This window comes from Anaerocolumna chitinilytica, assembly GCF_014218355.1.
Taxonomy (GTDB): Bacteria; Bacillota; Clostridia; order Lachnospirales; family Lachnospiraceae; genus Anaerocolumna; species Anaerocolumna chitinilytica.
In genome coordinates this window covers 1,449,082-1,467,031 of sequence record NZ_AP023368.1, presented here as the reverse complement: position 1 = coordinate 1,467,031, position 17,950 = coordinate 1,449,082, and the positions used below count along the sequence as shown (strand labels likewise).

The following is a 17,950-nucleotide window of genomic DNA, read 5'->3' as shown; positions in this document are numbered from 1 at the left end:
TAGGTAATTATTCCCATGCTCTACAGTAACATTTATTTTTACCACTATACTTTTAGTCTCAGATTCGATATAATATTCCTATTAACACAATGAAGGAGAAACTCATGGACGACTATCAGATATTCAGCGATTCTTCCTGCGATACACCAAAGGAATTGCTGGATCTACATCATATCATTCTGGTACCCTTTTATATTACATTCGACCTGGAACATTATTACAAAGAAAATATAGAGATAAGTAACGAAGAATTCTATCATAAACTGGCAACAGAAAAGATATTCCCGAAGACCTCCCTTCCCTCCATTATGGATTATTTTCATGCCTTTGAACAGGAGATAACAAAAGGGAAAGATATTCTCTGTCTGTGTCTTACGGGGAAGTTCAGCGGTTCTTACCAGGCAGCCATAAATGCCAGAGAACTCCTGATAGAAAAATACCCCGATAGTAAGATACATATCATAGACTCTATACAGGCCACTGCCGGTCAGGGAATTCTGTTACTTCAGGCCGCATACTTACAAGAAGCCGGTTATAGTTTAGACGATACCGTAAGCCGGCTGGAAGAGATCAAAAAAACAGCCAGAATTATGTTTACCGTTGACACCTTGGAATATCTGGCAAAAGGCGGACGTATCGGAAAGGTAGCATCTCTTGCCGGTACAATGCTTAATATCAGACCTATGATACAGTTAAAAGATGCGGAATTAGTTCCTTATTCGAATATTCGTGGACGAAAGAAATCTCTGGATAAGATACTTGCTATGACGGAAGAGTATTTTACTGAGAATAACGAACGTTACGAGGATTATGACTTCTGTCTCGCAAATGCTACGACCATAGAGGATACAAGAGCTGTTCAGTCACAGCTTGAAGGCTTAATCGGAAGACCTGTTACTTATCCCGTATTCCAGATTGGTGTAACGATTGGTACCTATACAGGTCCCGGTGCTGTTGGTGTCTGTTTTATCAAAAAGTTTGACAGATAAGGCTATGAACCTGAACAACATTTAATACTGTATTAAATATAAAAATCCTGAGCTGTTTACTGACATTCAAAACAACTCAGGATTTCTTTTAAGTTTGAGATTTCTTTTTAAGTTTGAGATTTATTTTTAGCCTCTAAATACCACTTTCACTAAGGCCAGGGTTCGTTTGAAAACTTTCTTCCCTGCACAAACAAATTTCAAATGCCCACGCTAAATTGTCTGGATTGCTTTAAAAATTCATTAACTAACGGATGAGGCTGTTCATAAGTTGAGCTCAATTGAGGTTGAAACAAGGATACAATAAAGAAACTGTTACTTTCCACCATCATTAACCTAGCCTCTTCATTTTCATCGGTACCAATAACCTTAAAACCATTCTTATGTAATAAGTCTTGAAAGCTCTTATTTAACCCAAAGCTGCAGTTATACTTTTCTGTGATTTCATATGCACCAAATATCCGGGTGATAGGTATATTCTTATCCAGATTAATACGTCTGGTCTGACCGACCAAAGAACAGGCCAGAGCGCTGATATAAGAATTCTCTGCATAAGGATTAAAGTTATAATCTTTCAATATGTTGATACCCAGTACATTCCTGCCGAATTCTATTACAGCATGTTGGAATCCACCACAGGTCCCTAAAAAGGGAATTCTATTAACTCTGGCATACTCGATTGCAGTAATGGCACCGTTCATACTTTTATAAGGACTACCGGGAGCACACCAAAGCCCGTCAAAACCAATTAGCTTTTCTTTCTCTTCCATAATGGAATCCGTAGACAGCCATTGAAACTCCACCTGTATTTCCAATTCTGCAGCACTGTGCTTTAGAGCCTCCTCCGTTGCCAGATGAGAGGGACGGCCGTCGTAATCTCCAATAATACCAATCCTGACATTTGATTTCACTATCGTTCCCTTGTATTCCGCGGACTCTGCAGAATCCTTTCATATATATTTAATAAAAACCTTTCTTTTCTTTAAAGCTCTCATACTTATTGTAAGCTGCCCTGAGGCACAACCCCGGTAGTTGAAGGTTATAACAATATAAAATGCCTTGCTTTTATTAATAAATGAAAGCAAGGCATTCTGTTATTTTTTATTTGTAAAGCGGGTACTTTTCGGTCAAAGATTTCACCAGTTCCATCGCTGCCGCTTTATTTTTATCCACATCTGCAATTAATAAGCTGATAGCTTCCGCAATTACATCCATATCTTCTGTCTTCATGCCTCTGGTTGTAACCGCCGGTGTACCAAGGCGGATACCGCTGGTCACGAAAGGAGAAGCAGGATCATTAGGGATGGTATTCTTATTACAGGTAATATTAGCGGCGTCCAGAAGCTTTTCTGTCTCCTTGCCGGTAACTCCTTTATTCTGTAAATCAACCAGCATCAGATGATTATCTGTTCCGCCAGATACAATGTTAAAGCCTCTTGTTATAAGACCTTTTGCAAGCGCCTGTGCATTCTCGATAATATTTCCGGCATATATCTTAAAGGAAGGGTCAAGTGCTTCTTTAAAGCAAACAGCCTTTGCTGCGATTACATGCATTAAAGGACCGCCTTGAATTCCAGGAAATACTGCCTTGTTCAGCTTATGTTCTTCCGCAAATTCCTCGCTGGATAAGATCATACCGCCTCTTGGTCCTCTTAAGGTCTTATGAGTAGTAGTTGTGGTTACATGGGCATAAGGGATAGGACTTTCATGATAGCCTGCTGCCACCAGCCCTGCAATATGAGCCATGTCCACCATCAGGTAGGCACCTATCTGATCTGCAATTTCCCGGAAGCGTTTGAAATCTATCTTTCTGGCATAAGCACTTGCTCCAGCCACAATTAATTTCGGCTTCACGCTAAGAGCTATTTTCTCAAGTTCTTCGTAATCAATAAAGCCTTCGTCATTTACGCCGTAAGGTACAATATTAAAGTAACTGCCGGACATATTCACCGGACTTCCATGTGTTAAATGTCCGCCATGGGCAAGATTCATTCCCATAACCGTATCACCGGGCTTTAACAGAGCGAAAAATACTGCCATATTGGCCTGGGCACCGGAATGAGGCTGAACATTGGCATAGGTACAGCCAAATAATTTCTTGGCACGATCGATGGCAAGATTCTCTGCAATATCAACATATTCGCAGCCGCCGTAATATCTCTTTCCGGGATACCCTTCTGCATATTTATTCGTAAGTGGGCTTCCCATGGCCGCCATCACCGCTTTGCTTACAAAATTCTCAGAGGCAATCAGCTCAATATGGTCTTCCTGTCTGCCGATTTCCTTGCTGATAGCCTGGGCTAGCTCCGGATCAAATCCCACAACTTCATCAAATGAATACATTTTCCTACCTCCATTGGCTTTTAGCAGTATTATAACACAAGCATTGTCCTATTAAAAGCAATATTTCTTTCACTAAGCAGATAAGCTGGGCTAATGAAAGTCCAAAATCCATTTAGACCAGGCCGAATATTTATACATTCCATTCATCTCCTATATTTTCTCCTATAGCCTTAGGATTTTCCTATTGATTAGGAGACATATAATTTATATAATACCTTCCTTTCAGCTCATTTGCTAAGCTTTTATTGCAAGCAGCATCAGCCTTACCGCTTCTTCCAGCATTTCATCACAATATCCATGTTCCTCAATGTAATGCTCCCGTCTTGGGATGATTCTCTGTGCAATGCCGAATATAGCGTTTACCAGTACATCCGCTTCAAACTCCGGATTCTCTACCTTCTTTACGCTGCCGTCTGCAATTCCTTCCAGAAACATCTGATAGATTCCCATATCCTTATTCTTATTAAACTGAGTATACTCACTGGCCTCTTCGGACTCCGGATAGCTGTCGGTAAAAAACTGGTCGAACTCATCCAGAAAGCGTATCTCATCTCTGCTTTCTAATAATTTCCCCGCAAATAATATCATACCACTGGCAAGTTTCTCATATCCGCTTTTCAAATTCTTATGTTGCGAGAGTTTATCCTCCGAATAATTCTTTAGCTCTGTCAAGATATCTTTCGCGATATAAAAAGCAATCAATTCCTTTCCTGCAAAATGCCGGTACAGGGTACTTCTTCCTATTTCCGCCTTTTTTGCTATGTCCTTCATTTCTGTTTCACGTATACCCTTAGACATAAAAAGCTCCTTGGACACTTTAAGAATCTTTCTATCCATCTCATCCAATACCCTTGCCATTAACTTGTCTCCATCTCTAAAGCATTCTGTATTTCCGCATAATCCAAATTATTTCCTTCATTATAGATGTCTGCACTTCCTTTTGTCAACTTGAAGCATCTAATTCAGTAACCCGTTTTTCTAGCTTATCTTGTATACATATACATGACAGCGAATAGATGTTATAATAAACAGAGAATTATTCAGCAGATTTCTACAGAAAGGAAAAACATCATGGAATACGTTACACTGGGAACAACAGATATTACCGTCAATAAGAATGGCTTCGGAGCCCTGCCCATTCAAAGAATCTCAAAGGAAGAAGCAGCACGACTCCTTAAAAGAGCCTATGAAAAAGGAATCCGCTTTTTTGATACTGCCCGCTTTTATACCGACAGTGAGGAGAAGATAGGCTATGCTCTAAAAGATGTGAGAGAGCATATTTATATTGCTTCCAAAACTATGTGCACTAAAACAGAAGACTTTTGGAACCATTTACATACAAGCTTAAAGGAATTACAGACAGATTACCTGGATTTGTATCAATTCCATAATCCGGCTGTCTGTCCGAAGCCAAATGATGGCAGCGGTCTCTACGAGGCTATGTTAGAAGCTAAAGAAAAAGGGCTTATTCACCATATAGGTATCACAAATCATAGGCTTGCCGTAGCAAAGGAAGCTATCGAGTCCGGCCTTTATGAAACTTTACAATTTCCTTTCAGTTATTTATCCACAAATAAAGAACTGGAACTGGTAAAGTTATGTAAAGAACATAACATGGGCTTTATTGCGATGAAGGCATTATCCGGTGGTTTAATTACCAATTCTGCGGCAGCTTATGCTTATCTGGCCCAGTTTGATAATGTACTTCCTATCTGGGGTGTCCAAAAGGAAAGTGAATTAGAAGAATTCTTATCCTATATTGATACACCTCCCATCTTGGATGAGGAATTAACAGCAATTATTGTGAAAGACCAAAGCGAGCTTGGCGGTGATTTCTGCCGCGGCTGTGGTTATTGCTTGCCCTGTCCAAAAGGTATTGACATTCCTACCTGTGCCAGAATGTCTCTTTTAATCCGAAGAGCTCCCCTATCTGTCTATCTGAATGACGAACATCAAGGTAAAATGGCTAAGATAAAGGAATGCATCCATTGTGACCATTGCAAAAAGCATTGCCCCTATGGTCTTAATACTCCCTCTCTCTTAATCGCTAACCTGACGGATTATGAAACTTTTATTAATTAGATAGCATCTACTTGACTTCTTTTGTACAAAATGCTATATTCAGATTATAGCAGGACACGTGTCCCGCAACAATATCAGGTATTACCCATACCTGACTACATTAAAGTAAAGGAGATTACTTATGGATGTTGAAAAGTTATTATCTGAAATGACCTTGGAGGAAAAGGCCTCTTTGTGTTCCGGAGCTGACTTCTGGCATACCCAGAACATTAATCGGCTTAACCTGCCGGGTGTAATGGTATCAGATGGTCCTCACGGACTCAGAAAGCAAGCGGAGGATGCTGACCATCTGGGATTGTCTGACAGTGTTGCGGCAGTTTGTTTTCCAGCTGCTTCCGCTCTTGCCTGCTCCTTTGATACGGACCTTGCAAATACTATCGGAGAAGCTCTCGGGGATGAATGCCAGGCAGAATCTGTGTCCACTTTGTTAGGACCCGGTGTTAACATGAAGCGTTCTCCTCTTTGCGGCCGTAACTTTGAATATTTCTCAGAAGACCCTTATCTTGCAGGCAAAATGGCGGCTTCCCTTGTAAGAGGTATTCAAAGTAAAGGAATTGGTACCAGTGTAAAACACTTTGCCGTTAACAATCAGGAATACCGCAGAATGAGTATCAGCGCCGAGGCTGATGAAAGAACCTTAAGGGAGATTTATCTTTCTGCCTTTGAAACCATTGTAAAAGAAGCAAAACCTACCACTTTAATGTGCTCTTATAACCGTATTAACGGTGTTTATTCCTGTGAGAATGACTGGCTTCTCAATAAGGTTCTTCGTGATGAATGGGGATTCGAAGGACTGGTCATGACTGACTGGGGCGCAATGAATGACAGAGTAAGTGCCTTAAAAGCCGGACTTGATCTGGAAATGCCGGGCAGTAACGGAATCCGCGATAAGGAAATTGTAGAAGCCGTTAAAAATGGTGAATTGTCAGAAGAAGTATTAAATACTGCCGTAAGACGAGTACTTCATCTAGTAAAGCATTATTATGAACATAAAATAGAAAATGCCTCTTATGATAAAGAAGCACATCATGCATTGGCAAGAAATGCTGCTGCGGAAAGTGCCGTATTATTGAAGAATGATTCTATTCTACCCTTAAAGCCAGAGACCAAAGCAGCCTTTATCGGTAAATTTGCCCAGGTTCCGCGCTACCAGGGCGGCGGTTCCAGCCATATTAACAGCTTCAAGATTACAAGCGCTTTGGATGCTGTTAAAGAAATTGCCGAAGTAACCTATGCACAGGGATATGATACCAAGGAGGATAAGGTAGATGAGGAACTGTTAAAGGAAGCAGTAAATGCAGCAGCAAATGCAGAGGTAGCAGTTATCTTTGCAGGGCTTCCCGATTCATTTGAAAGTGAAGGTTATGACAGGACCCATCTGGAACTTCCTCAGTGCCAGAATCACCTTATTCAGGAAATTGCCAAGGTGCAGAAGAATATCGTTGTTATCCTTCATAACGGTTCTCCCGTAAGAATGCCCTGGCTTAATGACATCAAGGGACTTCTTTCTGTTTATCTGGGAGGCCAGGCAGTAGGCGGTGCATGTGTAGATTTACTGTATGGAAAAGTAAATCCAAGCGGTAAGCTTGCTGAAACTTATCCTCTCTCCTTAAAGCATAATCCTTCCTATTTGAATTTCCCCAGTACAGAGAAGGAAGTTGTATACAGTGAAGGTGTCTTCATTGGTTACCGTTATTACGATACCAAGGAATTAGAGGTCCTTTATCCTTTCGGATACGGCTTAAGCTATACGGAATTCCAATACAGTGATCTGAAAGTCTCTCCTGAAGCTGATCTAAAGGATACCGATACCATTACGGTAACACTAAAAGTTAAGAATACCGGTAAAATAGCCGGCAAAGAGGTAGCTCAGCTCTATGTTCACGACAAAGAAGCTTATGTAAGCCGCCCTGAAAAAGAATTAAAGGGCTTTGTAAAGGTTTCACTTGCTCCCGGAGAAGAGAAAGAAATATCCTTTACTCTTGATAAACGCTCCTTTGCTTACTATAGTAAAGAATTAAAAGACTGGTACGTAGAGACTGGTGACTTTACCATTATGATTGGTAAATCTTCCCGTGATATCGTTCTTGTAAAAGATATTTTTATCACAAGTACAACGGCCTTTCCCTTTGTAGCGGATAACACCACGACCGTAGGTGATATTATGAAATATGTGAAAAATGCCAATGAATTAATTCAAAAATTTGGCGGTGATTTGATGCCTGCAATTCCTGTTGACGATGCAGAAGGTCTGGGTGAAGGTACAGCAGAAATGATGCGTGAAATGATGGCCGGTCTTCCTCTTCACTCCATCCTTTCCTTTGGCGGGCAATTCACATCAAAAGATATCCAAAATATTATTGATATGCTGAACAACCAGGATTAACAGAGCTATGTAGCCCTCAGCTTTACCTTGGATTTATTCTAGCCTGATTGCACAAAAGAACCGTGTATGGAAGTAATCTTCTTCCATACACGGTTCTTCTAATTTTATTTGCTATTACATTGTCTTTCCTGCTTCTTTTTTAGCCGCTTCCATTAGGCCTAACATATAACCGGTAGCAAGAAGATTTCCATTAATTCCATAACCGGGAATTTCCACACTGTCATCTGCCATGGTGGGCACATGATCGGGTCTAGCAACTCCCTCAAACCCTACTTCATAATAGCATTTCATTGCCTCATACATATCCGTCTTTCCGGCATGATGAAAGGCTTCATAGAATTGATTCTTATCCCCGACGACATCTCTAAAATGAACGAAAAACAATTTCTTTTCCTTCCCGAAACGGCGTATTGCTGCCGGAATATCCTCACCCATTACAGCAAAGGTTCCCTGGCAAAGAGTAATTCCATTTATTTCACTGTCTACCAGTCTGGTTGCCTGGTACATCGCATCCGAACTGGTTAATATCCTGTCTATTCCTCCAATAGAAGAAACCGGAGGATCATCCGGATGAATGGCTAGTTGTATCCCGAATTTTTCAGCTACCGGTACCACCTTTTTCAGAAAATATTCCAGGTTCGTCCAAAGTGCATCTGCCTTTAGCCTGCCAAAGTCCGTCACCGGGCAATCCTCTATGTCTTTTATATCAAATCCGGTGGACACAGCTCCCCCTTCAAGGATCACAGAATCTCTCGTACGAAACCATTCCCAGATAGGCATCCAGTTAAAGCAAAGGGTTGGAATCTTCAGCTTATTCATATTCTCCAGCAGGGTACAGAACTTTGCTATGGCTTCATCTTTATCAGGCAGCCCTAACTTCGCACTGTCAATAAAATTAACTCCTTCATAGACAGAAAAATCAATTCCATAGGCTTCAAATTCCTTCTTCTTGCGCAGTAAGGGCATATAATCCCAAGGATGGACATAGGCAGAACATCCCCTGGAGCCGGCTGACGTATTCGTAACCGCATGTTTCACCCCAAGCTGCCTTGCAAATTCTTTCAGTACATTGTGATTATCACTAAAATACGCGTATCCTATCTCCATAAACTCCTCCATATATCATTTCATACTGTATGCTGTTTAACCCATGTGATTATATCATTGGTCACTTCTTCCCTGTTAATTTCATTCAGCAATTCATGTCTGGCTTCGGGATATAGTTTTAAAGTTATATCCTTTACTCCTGTATTTTTATATATTTCATACAGGTTCCTGACACCCTTTCCGAACTTTCCTACCGGATCTCTGTCACCGGATAGAATAAGTATTGGAAGGTCCTTTGGTACTTTTCTCCTGTTACTTTTCTTCTCAATCACCATAAGGCCATTTATAAAGTCATGGTAAAAACCACTGGTAAATACAGCCCCGCAATAGGGATCACGGATGTATTTATCCACTTCCTCGTCATCCCTGCTAAGCCAGTCAAACTCAGTACGGCTAGGATGAAACCGCTTATTAAAACTACCAAAGAGAAGTTGGTTCATCTTTTCGCTTCGGGCTTTTCTTCCAAGCTTCTTAACTTCCCTGGCAGCTATGATATTTCCTGCCTTTAGCATAATCCCCTGGTTTCCATTGGAACCCGACAGAATCAATCCTGTAAGCTCTTTTCCATGTTCCATGGCGTATCTTTGTGCGGCAAAAGAGCCCATACTATGCCCCAAAAGGAATAAGGGTAAAGCCGGATGTTCTTCCCGAATAATGTCCGTCAGATTATGCATATCCCTTACCAGCCACTCAAACCCTTCCTTGTCCGCCAAATAACCTACATTCTCAAGATCTCCCGCTGTCTTTCCATGTCCTCTGTGATCATGGGCATAGACCAAATATCCTTCTGCTGCAAGAGAACGAGCGAATCTTTCGTATCTCTCTGCTGTTTCTGCCATACCATGTGCAAGCTGAACAATCCCCTTTAGCTCTTTTCCCTCCTCAGGACTTATCAAATAACCATAGACGGTAGTTCCGTCCATCGATTGGAATGTAAAGTTCTCTCTTAAAATAGTAATACCTCCTCCCGTTATTTTTCTTTATTCTATATTTAACATTTTCAACCATAGAAACCTTTATGTCAATAAGTTCTATTAACACTTGAAGAATATTATATGAAATAAATCACTGAAAACGGTTAAACTAATAACAAAATCAGAAGCGGAAAGTGAGGTGACCATAGATGAAATATCTGGAATACGATCTTTGGATGGATACCAACAGTGATGAAGAGAATACACGCCTGACAGCCCTTAAAAAATGGGAAGAGAATGCCGCATGTTATGTAGGCGAATATATACAAACCAAGAAATATTTATCCAAGGCTTTCATAAAAACATACGAAGATAATTTTGGCTACCGCGGCTGCTTTCTGACTGATATCCTTCTATCCTCTAATAGCAAAAATAAAAGCGATACAGAATGGAGAAATCTGCCTATCTGCAAAATCTTACTGTCCGATCTCATCGATATATGGCAGCTTACTTACTATGGGCTGGAGCTTCTGGAGTATCATCCTGCTACCGGAAAGAAAAGCTCTCTGGCTTTGACCAATGGATATTTGTCATTGGAGTTCAGTGAATTGCTGCAGATAAAAGAAGATAAATTCTCACATGAGCTGCTTTTTTCAAATGGTTCCAGCCTTTTAATCCATTTTACCAAGATTTCAGCAAAGAAAATCCACCAGCCATAGATCAGGTATTCCCTCCCCCAACAGGTACCGGTTTAGATTGACATAACTTTTCGCCTCTTCCAATATAGCAAAGTCTGCCGTCACTACGTATTCCAGGCTCTTAAGGACATGGTCTACCTCATTAATACAATATACTTCTGTGAGAAAAGAATATTTTCTCAATTCTTCTTTTATCAACAGGCTTAACCTCCCCGAATTGGATACCGGTGCATCCAAATAGAACACAACCCTAGCGGCTTTTTTGTTCTCAAAAAATGCTCCTATCAGATTAATTGCTTTTACAGTCTTATCGATTGGATGATAAGTCCCCCGAAGTCCTGCCAGATCTCTAAGACATCCGTCCCGGCACAGTATAACCGGAGCTGCTGAGAGTGCAACCTCCAGTGTAATTATGGTATTAAATCCATCTATATGAAAGGTCCTGCCTTTACAAATCTCCGTTATTATTTCTTTTGCTTTTCTTCTATTTATTGCTTCATCGGAAGCTCCAAAACGTATAAGAGCAATACGCTGGCGTTGGGATAGCATGTAATGATTGCAGACAAAAGTGACGGCTCCTTCTATACGGTAGCCCTGATTCAGCAGATAACAGATATCCTTACCAGCCTTCGCAAGTACGGTAAGGGCTTCTTCCCCGAATTCTTTATCATCTTCCGGTACATATCCTCTTCTTGGCTGCTTTTGCATAGGATTGCCTTTCCTTTCGATTCAGATAATTTAAAAAAATAATTTCCTGGAGATTATTATATCATTTTTGTTTGATATTATGAATTATACTTTCTTTCTGTTAATAGCTGTCTGTTTTCTACAAAGAATCAGAAGGATTCGCGCGACTCGGCAACTTTATTGATGATTGTCAAATATATTTACAAGCCGCATCAAGCCGGAAACATTAGGAAGTACTAATGGATTCCTTGATTTTAAAGTTTTTTATTAAAGTAAATGGAGCGGCAAATTTATTACGAATTTGCCGCCCCATTTATTTTATTTAGAAATATCTCATATAGTTATTTATTTCAACCACACATAATCCTTATAGATACTAAAGATATTTGGATGTTAAAGGTCTTCCTACAGATTACTATACCCCATTAAATGTTCATCCACTTCCTGGGCAACTTCTCTGCCTTCTCTGATAGCCCATACCACCAAACTCTGACCTCTGTGCATATCTCCGGTTACAAAAACTTTTTCTGTACTGGTCTGATAGTTTCCTTCCTTTGTAGCTACATTGGTTCTGGCATTCAGTTCTACATTAAAGGCTTTTGCGATATATTCCTCCGTTCCTAAGAAGCCTGCGGCTATAAAGACATAGTCTGCCTCCACCACATATTCACTTCCAGGTACTTCCTCCATTACAAACCGCTTAGCTTCAGCATTGTATTTACTGCAAAGTTTTACAATCTTAACTTTTGTAAGGTTACCGTCCTTGTCAGCAATAAATTCCTTTACTGTGGATTCATATACTCTTGGGTCATGACCAAATACTGCGATAGCTTCTTCCTGACCGTAATCTGTTTTTAAAACTTTGGGCCACTCCGGCCAGGGATTGTCTTCCGTTCTGTTTTCCAGTGGCTTTGGCATCATTTCTATTTGAAGTACTGACTTTGCACCCTGTCTGATGCTGGTACCAACACAGTCATTTCCGGTATCACCGCCGCCGATAACTACCACGTTCTTGCCCTTTGTATTAACACAGGCATTATCATTAAAGTCTGAATCAAGAAGACTCTTTGTAACTCCTTTTAAGAAATCCACTGCAAAGTAGATTCCCTTAGCCTCTCTTCCGGGAGCCTTGATATCTCTTGGGTTAGAAGCTCCGCAAGCCAGAATGACGCTATCAAATTCCTTCTTTATGTCAGAAGCCTTATAGTTTTTACCTACATCAGCTCCTGTAATGAAGGTCACACCTTCTTCTTTCATTATTTCAACTCTGCGCTCAATGATATCCTTCTCTAATTTCATATTAGGAATACCATACATCAATAAACCGCCAATACGGTCGGAACGCTCAAATACGGTAACTTGATGACCTCTTTTATTTAACTGGTCTGCTGCTGCAAGACCGGAAGGTCCAGAACCAATGACTGCAACCTTCTTCCCGGTTCTCACCTTAGGCGGCTGAGGGGTTACAAAGCCTGATTTATAGCCATTCTCTATAATACTTAATTCATTTTCCTTAATGCTTACCGGACTTGTCGCAACATTGCAGGTACAGGCCGGCTCACAGGGAGCCGGGCATACCCTTCCGGTAAATTCGGGAAAATTATTCGTTTTAAACAGACGCTTTAGAGCCTGATTCATATTTCCGTTATATAACAGGTCATTCCATTCCGGTACCAGATTATTTAAAGGACATCCCGATGTCATACCATTTAAGATAACGCCTGACTGACAGAAGGGGACACCACAATCCATACACCTTGCCCCTTGGATTTTCTGTTCTTCCTTTGAAAGGGGGATGTGGAATTCATTAAAGTTCTTTATACGTTCAAGAGGAGCCAGCCCTTTGCTGAGTTTTCTGTCATACTCCATAAATCCTGTTGGTTTTCCCATCGCTTCTTACCTCCTAGTCTTCCTGCTGCAGGCGCTGTATTCTCCGCGCCAACACAAATTTGCATATGAAAAATTCAATGTATTTTCATACTAACAGCCATGCCCTTTCCAGCACCCCAAGATTGTGCCGAGGATTTCGCTGTCACAACCTTGTGAATAAATTATTTTTTATCTAATTTATACTGTTCTGGTATTGGCAAAGAATGCTTCAATCTGTGCCTGCTCACTGCTTAAGCCCTTCTCTTCCATCTGAACAATAGTCATAAGCATACGGCTGTAATCATATGGAATGATTTTCTTAAATTTCGGAAGATAATCCATAAAGTTATCCAGAATATCCTTACCCTTTGCAGAACCAGTAGCTTCCACATGCTCTGTTATCATACGCTTTAACTCCAGCACATCATACTTTTCTGAAACAGATTCCATGGATATCATTTCTTTGTTCAATTTTTTATAGAGATTGCTGCCTTCATCCAGGACATATGCAATACCGCCGCTCATACCTGCTGCAAAGTTCTTTCCGGTAGTTCCAAGTACAACAACTCTTCCGCCGGTCATATATTCGCAGCCGTGGTCACCTACTCCTTCTACAACAGCGCTGGCACCGGAATTACGTACACAGAAACGTTCTCCCGCAACACCATTAATGAATACTTTACCGCTGGTAGCACCATAAAGGGCAACATTACCGATGATAATATTCTTATCCGCTTCGAATTTCGTCCCCTTTGGAGGATATACAACTAACTTACCACCGGAGAGACCTTTACCGAAATAGTCGTTGCTGTCACCTGATAGGGTTAGTGTAAGACCTTTAGGAATAAAGGCTCCAAAGCTTTGCCCTCCGCTTCCCTGACATTTGATAACATAAGTATCATCCTCCAAAGAAGTACCATGAGCTTTCGTTATTTCCGAACCTAAGATGGTACCAAAGGTACGGTCGATATTAGTGACATCAACTTCAATCGTTTTAGATTGACCGGAAGCAATCGCTCCTTTTAGTTTTTTTAACAGTACCTTTTCATCAATGGTATTTTCCAGTTCAAAATTATATATTTTCTTGGGGTCAAAATGTGCTTCTTCTGTATTTCCGTCAAAAGGATTGTTAAGAATCTTTGAAAGATCAATTCTTGCTGCTCTTCCTGTCATTGCAGAATCTTTAACTTTTAGCAGCTCACTTCTTCCGACCAATTCCTCCAGCTTCCTGACACCAAGTCTTGCCATATATTCTCTGACTTCTTCAGCGATAAAACGCATGAAGTTAACAACATATTCAGGTTTTCCCTTAAAGTTCTTACGAAGCTCCGGATTCTGGGTAGCAACACCAACAGGACAAGTATCCAGATTACATACACGCATCATAACACAGCCTAAGGTTACCAAGGGAGCTGTTGCAAAACCAAATTCCTCTGCTCCAAGAAGCGCTGCAATAACTACATCTCTACCGCTCATTAATTTTCCGTCGGTCTCCACCCGAACTCTGGAGCGCAGACCATTCATAATCAAGGTTTGATGAGTCTCGGCAAGCCCTAATTCCCAGGGAAGTCCGGCATTGTGAATGGAATTTCTGGGTGCCGCACCGGTTCCGCCGTCAAAACCGGATATGAGAATAACTTGAGCGCCTGCCTTCGCAACACCGGCAGCAACCGTACCAACTCCGGCTTCTGAAACAAGCTTTACAGAGATTCTGGCATCCTTATTGGAATTTTTAAGGTCATAGATCAACTGAGCCAAATCCTCAATGGAATAAATATCATGATGAGGAGGCGGGGAGATTAACCCTACACCGGGAGTTGAATGCCTTGTTTTAGCTACCCAGGGATATACTTTTCCTGCCGGCAGCTGTCCGCCTTCACCAGGCTTTGCTCCCTGAGCCATCTTTATCTGAATTTCTTTTGCACTGACAAGATACTGGCTGGTAACCCCGAATCGACCGGAAGCTACCTGCTTAATAGCGGAACATCTGTCAAAACCATCCTTACCTATGGTAAGACGCTCAAGACTTTCACCGCCTTCACCGCTGTTGGACTTACCACCTAGCATATTCATAGCGATAGCCAGAGTTTCATGAGCCTCCTGGGAGATGGAACCATAGGACATAGCTCCGGTTTTAAAGCGTTTTACCAAGGAGTCCACACTTTCTACTTCCTCAAGGGGGATACCAGCTTCCGGTAAGTTAAGGTCTAAAAGTCCTCTTAAGTTAATGCCTTCCTCTTCTTTTTCGATTAGCCTTGTATACTCTTTAAAGGCACTATAGTCTCCTGTTCTCGTGGCTTTCTGAAGAAGATGGATGGTCTGGGGATTATAAAGATGTTCTTCCTTACCGCTTCTTAACTTGTGATTACCGCTATTCTCAAGTGACAGGTCTGTATTCAGGCCAAGGGGATCGAATGCTTTGGTATGCAGTTCATCCACCTGTTTTTCAATATCTTTTATGGTAACACCGCCGATTCTGCTTACAGTATCGGTAAAGTACTTATCAATCACTTGATTATTTATGCCGATAGCTTCAAATATCTTAGAGCCCTGATAAGATTGAATCGTTGAGATACCCATCTTGGAAGCAATCTTAACGATACCCTTTAAAATTGCTTTATTATAGTCATTTACTGCGGCATAATAGTCTTTATCCAGCATATTGCTGGCGATCAGCTGCTTAATGGATTCCTGGGCAAGATAAGGATTTACCGCACAGGCACCATAGCCTAACAGCGTTGCAAAATGATGCACTTCTCTTGGTTCCGCACTCTCTAGTATCATCGCTACCGCTGTTCTCTTCTTGGTTCTAACCAGATGCTGCTGCATGGCTGATACGGCAAGAAGGGAAGGAATTGCTACATGATTCTCATCCACACCTCTGTCGGAAAGAATCAGGATATTTGCACCTTCCTTGTAAGCGCGGTCAGCCTCCACAAATATATGGTCGATTGCTCTTTCTAAGGATGTATTCTTATAATAAATAATTGAAATAGTTTCTACTTTAAAGCCCGGTATCTTCATGGATTTAATCTTCAATAAATCGGTACTGGTAAGAATAGGGTTATGAATCTTAAGTACCTTACAGTTCTCAGCACATTCTTCCAAAAGATTACCGTCTTCACCGATATAAACATCCGTAGAAGTTACGATTTCTTCTCTGATAGCATCAATGGGCGGATTGGTTACCTGGGCAAAGAGCTGTCTGAAATAGCTGAATAAGGGAGGATTGCTCTTTGAAAGAATAGGAAGAGGACTATCAGCCCCCATTGCTGCTACCGGTTCTCCTCCGGTTCTTGCCATAGGGAGAATTGTAGTTCTGTAATCCTCGTAGGTATAACCAAAGGCCTTTTGAAGCCTGGCTCTTTCCTCGTCGTCATATTCCCACACCTTCTTATTCGGAATATGAAGGTCTTTTAATTTTACAAGATTGCTGTCCAGCCATTCTCCATAAGGGCTGTGTACAGCATAGCTGTTCTTTAAGTCTTCGTCATCAATGACACAGCCTTTTACTGTATCTACTAACAGCATCTTACCGGGACGAAGTCTTTCCTTCTTCACGATTCTTTCCGGTGCAATGTCCAATACACCTACTTCAGAGGAAAGAATTACATGGTCATCGTCTGTTATATAATAACGGGAGGGCCGTAGTCCGTTACGGTCAAGCACCGCACCCATAATATCGCCGTCACTGAACAGGATGGAAGCCGGGCCGTCCCAGGGTTCCATCATAGTAGCATAATACTGATAGAAATCCTTCTTCTCCTGGCTCATATTCTGGTCATTGCTCCAAGGTTCCGGTATGGTTATCATAACTGCAAGGGGCAGATCCATACCACTCATAATCAGGAATTCCAAAGCATTATCAAGCATTGCGGAATCAGAGCCTTCCGTGTTAATAACCGGAAGAATCTTATGAAGTTCCTTGTTCAGATACTTGGACTGCATCGTCTCTTCTCTGGCAAGCATCTTATCCACATTGCCTCTGATAGTATTAATTTCACCATTGTGTACGATAAGTCTGTTAGGATGTGCTCTCTGCCAGCTAGGATTGGTATTGGTACTGAAACGGGAATGAACTATTGCTATAGCGGATTCATAGGCTTCGTCCTGTAAATCCATGAAGAATCTGCGAAGCTGTTTTACAAGAAACATACCTTTATATACAATGGTACGGCTGGATAAGGATACTACGTAGGTGTTATCATTGCTCTGCTCGAATACTCTTCTGGCAATATAGAGCTTACGGTCGAATTCCAGACCTTTCTTCACACCATGAGGTCTCTTTACAAAGCCTTGCATAATGTAGGGCATGCATTCCACCGCTTTGTGCCCTAAAATATCAGGAATAATAGGCACCTCTCTCCAGCCAAGGAACTCCATTCCTTCCTTTTCCACTATTATCTCGAACATCTTCTTTGCCTGGTTTCTGGATAGCTCCTCCTGTGGGAAGAAAAACATACCGATACCATAGTCTCTTTCACCGCCAAGATTAATATTAAGACTTTCCGTTTCCTTTACAAAAAACTTATGAGATATTTGAAGCAGGATGCCGACACCATCTCCGGTCTTTCCTTCCGCATCCTTTCCGGCACGATGTTCCAGGTTCTCTACGATTTTTAATGCATCCGCTACTGTTTCATGGGTCTTTACACCTTTGATATTAACTACTGCACCAATACCGCAATTATCATGTTCAAATCTGGGATCATAAAGTCCTGCCCCCGTACGTTTTGTCTCTTCTACGCCATATCTGTCCATTCGCACGCCTCTTTTCTTCTAAATTTACCTGATTTGTATCGAGAAACCGGATTAAAAATATCCTCCGGCTTATCCGGTATGCCTTTTGGGTCATTTTATATTACTCTAAGCCATATT

12 protein-coding genes are annotated in these 17,950 nt (G+C 41.3%); 4 read left to right on the top strand and 8 right to left on the bottom strand.

The features are described from left to right. Positions 1-104 precede the first annotated feature (104 nt). A complete protein-coding gene (locus bsdcttw_RS06395) occupies positions 105-989 on the top strand; it encodes a DegV family protein (RefSeq protein ID WP_185258553.1) in 885 nt (294 codons plus the stop codon). A 197-nt stretch (positions 990-1,186) separates the two neighbouring features. On the opposite strand, the gene bsdcttw_RS06390 is transcribed toward bsdcttw_RS06395, so the two are convergent. The 3 genes from bsdcttw_RS06390 to bsdcttw_RS06380 all read right to left on the bottom strand — a co-directional run bounded on the left by bsdcttw_RS06390 (position 1,187) and on the right by bsdcttw_RS06380 (position 4,187). Beyond that, on the bottom strand, positions 1,187-1,897 hold the full coding sequence (locus bsdcttw_RS06390) for a CTP synthase C-terminal region-related (seleno)protein (RefSeq protein WP_185258552.1): 711 nt from the start codon (positions 1,895-1,897) through the stop codon (positions 1,187-1,189). A 190-nt stretch (positions 1,898-2,087) separates the two neighbouring features. Beyond that, the gene (gene glyA / locus bsdcttw_RS06385; protein ID WP_185258551.1) at positions 2,088-3,329 is read right to left on the bottom strand and encodes a serine hydroxymethyltransferase; all 1,242 of its coding nucleotides are present in this window, start codon (positions 3,327-3,329) and stop codon (positions 2,088-2,090) included. Between the two features lie 234 nt (positions 3,330-3,563). Further along, positions 3,564-4,187, bottom strand: a complete 624-nt coding sequence (locus tag bsdcttw_RS06380; protein ID WP_185258550.1) for a TetR/AcrR family transcriptional regulator — start codon at positions 4,185-4,187, stop codon at positions 3,564-3,566. A gap of 213 nt (positions 4,188-4,400) precedes the next feature. Between bsdcttw_RS06380 and bsdcttw_RS06375 the strand changes: the two genes are divergently transcribed. Together bsdcttw_RS06375 and bsdcttw_RS06370 are read left to right on the top strand one after the other, a co-directional pair. Continuing rightward, complete coding sequence (locus bsdcttw_RS06375) at positions 4,401-5,411, top strand: aldo/keto reductase (RefSeq protein WP_185258549.1); 1,011 nt, start codon at positions 4,401-4,403, stop codon at positions 5,409-5,411. Between the two features lie 121 nt (positions 5,412-5,532). Further along, on the top strand, positions 5,533-7,797 hold the full coding sequence (locus bsdcttw_RS06370; RefSeq protein ID WP_185258548.1) for a glycoside hydrolase family 3 C-terminal domain-containing protein: 2,265 nt from the start codon (positions 5,533-5,535) through the stop codon (positions 7,795-7,797). 114 nt (positions 7,798-7,911) lie between these two features. Here bsdcttw_RS06370 and bsdcttw_RS06365 read toward each other — a convergent pair whose 3' ends face one another. Next, positions 7,912-8,904, bottom strand: coding sequence for a mannonate dehydratase (locus bsdcttw_RS06365; protein ID WP_185258547.1), 993 nt, complete (start codon positions 8,902-8,904; stop codon positions 7,912-7,914). Positions 8,905-8,924: 20 nt separating this feature from the next. After that, positions 8,925-9,827 (bottom strand): alpha/beta hydrolase, encoded by a 903-nt coding sequence (locus bsdcttw_RS06360; protein ID WP_185258546.1) that lies wholly within the window; start codon positions 9,825-9,827, stop codon positions 8,925-8,927. 200 nt (positions 9,828-10,027) lie between these two features. Between bsdcttw_RS06360 and bsdcttw_RS06355 the strand changes: the two genes are divergently transcribed. Further along, on the top strand, positions 10,028-10,537 hold the full coding sequence (locus bsdcttw_RS06355) for a hypothetical protein (RefSeq protein ID WP_185258545.1): 510 nt from the start codon (positions 10,028-10,030) through the stop codon (positions 10,535-10,537). On the opposite strand, the gene bsdcttw_RS06350 is transcribed toward bsdcttw_RS06355, so the two are convergent. The 3 genes from bsdcttw_RS06350 to gltB all read right to left on the bottom strand — a co-directional run bounded on the left by bsdcttw_RS06350 (position 10,511) and on the right by gltB (position 17,833). Then, positions 10,511-11,224, bottom strand: coding sequence for a DUF434 domain-containing protein (locus tag bsdcttw_RS06350; protein WP_185258544.1), 714 nt, complete (start codon positions 11,222-11,224; stop codon positions 10,511-10,513). The two genes, bsdcttw_RS06355 and bsdcttw_RS06350, sit on opposite strands and share 27 nt — an antisense overlap. Positions 11,225-11,608: 384 nt before the next feature. After that, positions 11,609-13,093, bottom strand: coding sequence for a glutamate synthase subunit beta (locus bsdcttw_RS06345; RefSeq protein ID WP_185258543.1), 1,485 nt, complete (start codon positions 13,091-13,093; stop codon positions 11,609-11,611). Positions 13,094-13,270: 177 nt separating this feature from the next. Continuing rightward, on the bottom strand, positions 13,271-17,833 hold the full coding sequence (gene gltB / locus bsdcttw_RS06340; protein WP_185258542.1) for a glutamate synthase large subunit: 4,563 nt from the start codon (positions 17,831-17,833) through the stop codon (positions 13,271-13,273). Positions 17,834-17,950: the final 117 nt, after the last annotated feature.

What these genes read in the sequence shown, in the direction of transcription:
- bsdcttw_RS06395 (WP_185258553.1), top strand. Translation starts at nt 105, where the DNA reads ATGGACGACTATCAGATATTCAGCGATTCTTCCTGCGATACACCAAAG.
- glyA (WP_185258551.1), bottom strand. Translation starts at nt 3,329, where the DNA reads ATGTATTCATTTGATGAAGTTGTGGGATTTGATCCGGAGCTAGCCCAG.
- bsdcttw_RS06380 (WP_185258550.1), bottom strand. Translation starts at nt 4,187, where the DNA reads ATGGCAAGGGTATTGGATGAGATGGATAGAAAGATTCTTAAAGTGTCC.
- bsdcttw_RS06375 (WP_185258549.1), top strand. Translation starts at nt 4,401, where the DNA reads ATGGAATACGTTACACTGGGAACAACAGATATTACCGTCAATAAGAAT.
- bsdcttw_RS06370 (WP_185258548.1), top strand. Translation starts at nt 5,533, where the DNA reads ATGGATGTTGAAAAGTTATTATCTGAAATGACCTTGGAGGAAAAGGCC.
- bsdcttw_RS06365 (WP_185258547.1), bottom strand. Translation starts at nt 8,904, where the DNA reads ATGGAGATAGGATACGCGTATTTTAGTGATAATCACAATGTACTGAAA.
- bsdcttw_RS06360 (WP_185258546.1), bottom strand. Translation starts at nt 9,827, where the DNA reads ATGGACGGAACTACCGTCTATGGTTATTTGATAAGTCCTGAGGAGGGA.
- bsdcttw_RS06355 (WP_185258545.1), top strand. Translation starts at nt 10,028, where the DNA reads ATGAAATATCTGGAATACGATCTTTGGATGGATACCAACAGTGATGAA.
- bsdcttw_RS06350 (WP_185258544.1), bottom strand. Translation starts at nt 11,224, where the DNA reads ATGCAAAAGCAGCCAAGAAGAGGATATGTACCGGAAGATGATAAAGAA.
- bsdcttw_RS06345 (WP_185258543.1), bottom strand. Translation starts at nt 13,093, where the DNA reads ATGGGAAAACCAACAGGATTTATGGAGTATGACAGAAAACTCAGCAAA.
- gltB (WP_185258542.1), bottom strand. Translation starts at nt 17,833, where the DNA reads ATGGACAGATATGGCGTAGAAGAGACAAAACGTACGGGGGCAGGACTT.